Here is a 5,419-nt window from a genome sequence, read left to right as displayed (position 1 = left end):
CCGATTATCCAGCGGATTTGCAGTGATAATCGGACTGGTCTCAGTCAGACCATATCCCCGCAGGATCGGCACCCAGCCCGATGAAGAGCTTGGCGATCTCCGGGGTCAGAAGCCGCGTCTTGAACGGCGCAGATCCGCAACCGTCCAAGGTTAAACGAGTTTGCCTGAATCTTACTGGCAACCAGTTTTTAGAACGGCCAGAGTGCCAGTTTTGTGCGCTCCATGGCGCCCGCCTGGCCGCTGTTCGAAGCGCAGCCAGCCTGCTCGACTGCCGCACTGAAAGCTTGCGTGGGCAACGAAGTGAATCACTGCCAGCTTTGCCTGTATCTTGGCGTGCATACGCTCAAAGATGCGCGCGGTACGGAGATCATAATCGCTCGGTTTTATTCTCCGATCACCGATCCTTCCCAATGGTGGATCTTGCGTAGGCGTATTGATTGGCGCCGACCGCGATCGGCAGCGTGTAGCCGACGGTGCGTTCCAGGGCATGGGGAGAGTGGGCAGGAAGCGAGAGAAACGGTCGCCGGGATAGATGGTAACAGAGCTCAACCCAGCCCTCGATATTCCAGAGGATATTGCGGTGGCTGAGCATGACCCCTTTCGAGCGCCCGGTTGTTCCTGAGGTATAAACAAGAGAGGCGAGGGCATCGGAAGCAATATCCGCGGCCTCATATTCCCCCGCTTCTGCGGGTAACCAGTCGGCCAGGGAGGCCAGGCGTGGCTGCAGTCCCATGGGATCGACAGGTTCAATGGTAAGGATACGATTGAGTCCCGCCAGCTGGTGACGGATCTGTTGCAGGTTCTGCCACTGTTCATCCCCTTCCAGCAGTAACAGGCGGACGCCTGCATCCTGCAGAATGTAACCGATATTCTCCGGGCGGTCGTTGGTGTAGATGGGAACGGTGACCAGCCCCAGTCCCTGGGCGGCAAGGTCGAACATGGCCCACTCGCGGCAGTTGCGCAGCATCAGGGCGACCCGTTCGCCGGGTTTCAGATTCTCCTGCCGGAAGGCGGCCTGCCAGCGGGCGACCTCACTGCCCATCTCGCGCCAGCTCATATCCTGCCAGCGCACCGAAACCGGATCGAATTGGGTATAGGCAACAGCATCAGGCGTACGGCGAACCCGTTCCTGAAAAAGTGCGCCCAGGGTATCTGCCGCCTCGAGCAGAATATAGTCGGTCTTCTGTTCCCTCATCTCATCCATTCCGTGATTGTGATTGCCGTTATCTCGCACCGGTTTGAGCGCCGATGTTTCCGCATGGTTTGTTTCAAAGAATAGCATGTCAGGCACCACTCAAGTTAGTCCAGCCGGAGTCCGGGTGAAACTGGTCGCCGTGCAACTGTTCCAGTTCATTCAGGCGTTGGCGCATACGTGTTAATCCACCGCTGTGGATGTAGTGCATCGGGCCGCCGCGGAAAGGGGCAAAGCCAGTGCCGAAAATGATACCGGCGTCCAGCAGATCCTCATCTTCGACCACCTTTTCCCGCAGACAGGCAACTGCTTCGTTGAGCAGTCGAAAGATCATTCGGTCAGCCAGATCATTGGGCGCGTGGAACTGGCTGTCCGGGTTCTCCTTGATGGCCTTGCCCTTCTCGTAGCGATAGAAACCCACGCCGGTTTTTACCCCCAACCGTTTTTGATCGACCATCACATGCAGCTGTTCCGGCACCTCAAGATTGAAGACAGGCGCCAGCTTGTTCGCCACTGCAAGACAGATATCGAGTCCGACCCGGTCTGCCAGTTCCACGGGTCCCATCGGCATGCCAAAGCGGGTGGCGGCCTTGTCGATCAGCGGACCGGGGACCCCTTCCCCCAGCAGCTCTATGGCTTCCAACAGATAGGGCATCAGGATGCGATTGACCAGAAATCCTGGACTGCTTCTGACCGGCAGGGGAAGGCGGTCGATGCTGCGGGAGAAGGCGGCGCCTTTTTGCATTAACAGGGGATCGGTCTCTCTGCCGGAAACCACTTCGATCAGTTGCATCTTCGCAACCGGGTTGAAGAAGTGCAGTCCGATCAGGCGCTCAGGGTTTTCGAGCGATTCGCTGATACTCTCCAGCGGAATGCTGGAGGTATTGGTGGCGAGCAGGGTGTCCGGTCCCACTTTAGACTCAAGATCGCGGAACAGGGTCTGTTTGGCCTCCAGATCCTCGTATATCGCCTCGATGACCACATCTGCGTGCTTGACCCCATAGCCTCTGGGGTCAGGCATTAGACGATCCATGGCAGCCTGAACCAACCGTTTGGACTTCAGTTTGCGTTGAAACAGTTTGTGGGCGCGGTTTATTGCCTGGGTGAGGAATTTCGCTTCCCGATCCTGCAGTGTGACCCGCTGACCCTTCAGGGCGCACCATGCAGCGATGTCGCCCCCCATGATGCCACCGCCGATGACATGCACTTGTCGGGATTTGAAGTCGATACCAGCGGCAACCGATTTGAGTCGCTCCTGCAGGAAGAAGACCCGAATCAGATTTTGCGCCGTTGGACTGGTGATCAGCTGGCCCAGATTTGTCGCCTCACTGGCAAACATGACCTGCTCGTTTCCCCCGGTATCACGCCAGTGATCGATCAAGGCGAAGGGGGCGGGATAGTGCGCTCTGCGTACTTTTTTGGCCGTCGCTCTGTGCAGTATCGGCGCGAGCAATTGGCGTGCGGGGATGATGTTCAGCAGTTTTTGCCAGGCTGCCGGTCGATGGGGTGGCGGCGCCGAGTTTATCAATTGTGATGCGGCATGTTTCAATTGGCGCTCCGGCGCTGTTTGATCCACCAATCCCAACCGTTTAGCGCTGCGTCCACTGATACTGCGTCCACCCAACATGAATTTCATTGCCGGAATTGGGCCCAGCAAGCGGACACTACGCACACTCCCGCCATAGCCGGGAAAGATACCGAGCCGGACTTCGGGGAAGGAGAGGCGGGTTCCCTGGTCATCCCGCGCAATACGATAGTCGCAGGCGAGGGCGAGTTCGAGACCACCACCGAGGCAGAAACCATGAATCAGCGCCAGGGTGGGACAGGCCAGATCCTCCAGACGTTGGAAGATTCTGTGAACATGGTGGATGTGCGCCTCAACCTGGTCGGGTTGCTGGGCATTGCGGAAGTTTTTCACGTCCGCACCGGCGATGAAGCCAGATTTTTTGTCGGAGAGGATGATCAATCCCTTGGGGGGATCGGCCTCGATCTCTGCCAGTATGCCATCGAACTGCTCAAAGGCTTCTGTGGAGAGGATGTTGACCGGCGAGTCGGCATGATCGAAATGGAGCCAACCGATGCCGTCAGGGGTTCGTTCCAATTTCCAGTGTGTCTTCATTTCACCGCCTCCACCAACATTGCGCCGCCCTGGCCGCCACCGATACAGAGACTCGCCACACCGGTTTGCGCCTCATTTTGATGCAGAGTCTTTATGAGATGCAGTACCAGCCGTGCGCCGCTTGCACCGACAGGATGGCCGATGCTGATGGCGCCGCCATCCACATTCAACCGATCCCTTGGGATAGGCGCGAGCGGTTTGTCTATACCCACTGTTTCCTGCATGTAATCGGCATCCTTCCAGGCGGCGAGGCAGGCGAGCACCTGGGCTGCGAAGGCTTCATTGATCTCCCAATAGTCGATGGCTTCACTCTCCAGGTTTCTGCGCTGCAACAATCTGGCCATGGCATGCACCGGGCCCAGCCCCATCTGGCTGGGATCAAGTGCACTCCATTCGGTATCGATGATACGGCCGAGCACCGGCAGATGGTGCTGTTCGACGGCACCTTCGGATGCGAGTAACAGTAGGGCGGCGCCGTCAGTCACCTGGGCGCTGTTGCCGGCAGTAACCTTGCCGACCGGGCGGTCGAAAACCGCTCGCAGACGGGCCAGTTTTTCCATGTCACTGTCGATTCGCAGACCCTCATCCGTCTCGTAGAGATTACCCTTGCTGTCGAAGATCGGTTCGATCTCATTCAGACGTTTTTCTTTGACGGCCCGTGCGAGATGCTGGTGACTCAAAAGGGCAAAGGCATCCATCGCCTCACGACTGATGTTGAAGCGCCAGGCGAGTTTTTCCGCAGTCTGTCCCATGGAGAGGCCGACGATCGGGTCAGTCAAACCTCGCAGCAGGGCGATGATCAGCTGAAAGTGGTGGGGACGCAGGGCTGCAAGCTGACGGCCGCGGGCGCTAAAGCCTTTGGCTCGGTTCCACTGGGCCAACCAGTTGAGCATGCGGTTGTTGATCAGTACCGGGTGGTGACTCATCGCCTCGGTACCACCGGCCAGAACCAGATCACTTCGCCCAGTGGAGATATTTTGTGCGGCACTGTCCAGCGCCTGTAATCCCGAGGCGCAGTTACGCTGTACCGTCCAGGCAGGCACCTTGTCGCCGCAACCGATACGCAGCGCGGTAACCCGTGCGATATTGACCTCATCCGGACCAGAGGAGACGCACCCGAGGATAACCTCATCCAGTTGGGCCGGACTGAAATTGTGGCGGGCCAGCAGTGGCCGGCCTGCGGCAACCGCAAGATCAGATGCCCGGAAGGGGCCTGGATAGCCTTTCATCTTGATGAACGGTGTACGGCTGCCATCCACGATATAGACGGGTCTCTTCTCTTCCATTCTCCTTCTCCTTCAAAACCTGAAACTAATTCGCCGTAGGCCGGATCAAGCGCAGCGGATCCGGCAGCGAGCCTTTGTACCAATCCCGGATTGCCCGATCCGCAAGCTTGATCGGGCCTACGCAGCACCAAGATGTCTGATCGATGTCTCACCCTGTTGGGATTTTTCCTTGTTTCTGGATGACAGATCGTCGAAGGCGTCGACCTGTATGACTTGGTCTCTTAACCTCTGCGTCTCCAGCACGAGCTGGGCATCGCTCTCAGTGAGGATGCCGATCTCCACTGCTTCGGCGACCATCACTTCGTTGGTGCCGGGGTGAATCTGTCCGGCCCGCCGTGCCTGTCGCAGTGTCTTCTCGATCGGGGACGATGCCACTGCGGCTGCTAACGCCTGGTCGAGTCGCGCCACAGGTTCGTGGAGATCACTGCTGAGGAATATCCCGGCGGTAAGTCGCGCCCTTGCCTCACCCGGCTGCAGGATGGCGCCCGCTACGGCATGATCCAGGCGGTCAGAGGGTTTGTGGTAAGGCAGTCCGGTGGGGAAGGTGAGCAGCCTTACTATCCAGGCCAACGGGCGAAACGGCAGATTGCGAAAGATGCCGACGAAGGCCTCCTGCATTCGACCGAGAGTCCTCCATCGCCCACTGCAGCAGGGAATATCCGGTAAGCGCGATGCCCATCGATAAAGATTAGCAGGGGCGGCACTGGCAATGTAGGATTTGTCAGCAAGTCACCCAACCGTGCAGAAGCTCTTTGCGTTTGAGTGCCGCCGCCCAGGGTCATCAGACAGATCGCCGATAATTGCGGCGGAGCAATACGTAAA

4 protein-coding genes are annotated in these 5,419 nt (G+C 58.2%); all 4 read right to left on the bottom strand.

The genetic code is table 11. The annotated features are described in order from the left end of the window. Nucleotides 1-394: 394 nt before the first annotated feature. Nucleotides 395-1,282, bottom strand: coding sequence for an AMP-binding protein (locus G9Q73_RS11505; RefSeq protein WP_246345221.1), 888 nt, complete (start codon nucleotides 1,280-1,282; stop codon nucleotides 395-397). A 1-nt stretch (nucleotide 1,283) separates the two neighbouring features. Beyond that, on the bottom strand, nucleotides 1,284-3,311 hold the full coding sequence (locus tag G9Q73_RS11500) for a 3-hydroxyacyl-CoA dehydrogenase NAD-binding domain-containing protein (protein ID WP_177419913.1): 2,028 nt from the start codon (nucleotides 3,309-3,311) through the stop codon (nucleotides 1,284-1,286). After that, entirely contained in the window at nucleotides 3,308-4,597 is a 1,290-nt protein-coding gene (locus G9Q73_RS11495) for an acetyl-CoA C-acetyltransferase (RefSeq protein WP_177419912.1), read from the bottom strand. The genes G9Q73_RS11500 and G9Q73_RS11495 overlap by 4 nt, the downstream gene beginning before the upstream one ends. A gap of 117 nt (nucleotides 4,598-4,714) precedes the next feature. After that, complete coding sequence (locus tag G9Q73_RS11490; RefSeq protein WP_177419911.1) at nucleotides 4,715-5,215, bottom strand: acyl-CoA dehydrogenase domain-containing protein; 501 nt, start codon at nucleotides 5,213-5,215, stop codon at nucleotides 4,715-4,717. Nucleotides 5,216-5,419 lie beyond the last annotated feature (204 nt).

It is taken from the genome of endosymbiont of Lamellibrachia barhami (genome assembly GCF_011947365.2).
In the GTDB taxonomy this organism is placed as follows: domain Bacteria; phylum Pseudomonadota; class Gammaproteobacteria; order Chromatiales; family Chromatiaceae; genus QGON01.
Note: the sequence above shows the minus strand (reverse complement) of the source record. Positions and strands in the feature narration are given on the sequence as shown.

Excerpts from the sequence above, each read along its gene's own strand:
- G9Q73_RS11505 (WP_246345221.1), bottom strand. The coding sequence starts at position 1,282 with ATGCTATTCTTTGAAACAAACCATGCGGAAACATCGGCGCTCAAACCG.
- G9Q73_RS11500 (WP_177419913.1), bottom strand. The coding sequence starts at position 3,311 with ATGAAGACACACTGGAAATTGGAACGAACCCCTGACGGCATCGGTTGG.
- G9Q73_RS11495 (WP_177419912.1), bottom strand. The coding sequence starts at position 4,597 with ATGGAAGAGAAGAGACCCGTCTATATCGTGGATGGCAGCCGTACACCG.
- G9Q73_RS11490 (WP_177419911.1), bottom strand. The coding sequence starts at position 5,215 with ATGCAGGAGGCCTTCGTCGGCATCTTTCGCAATCTGCCGTTTCGCCCG.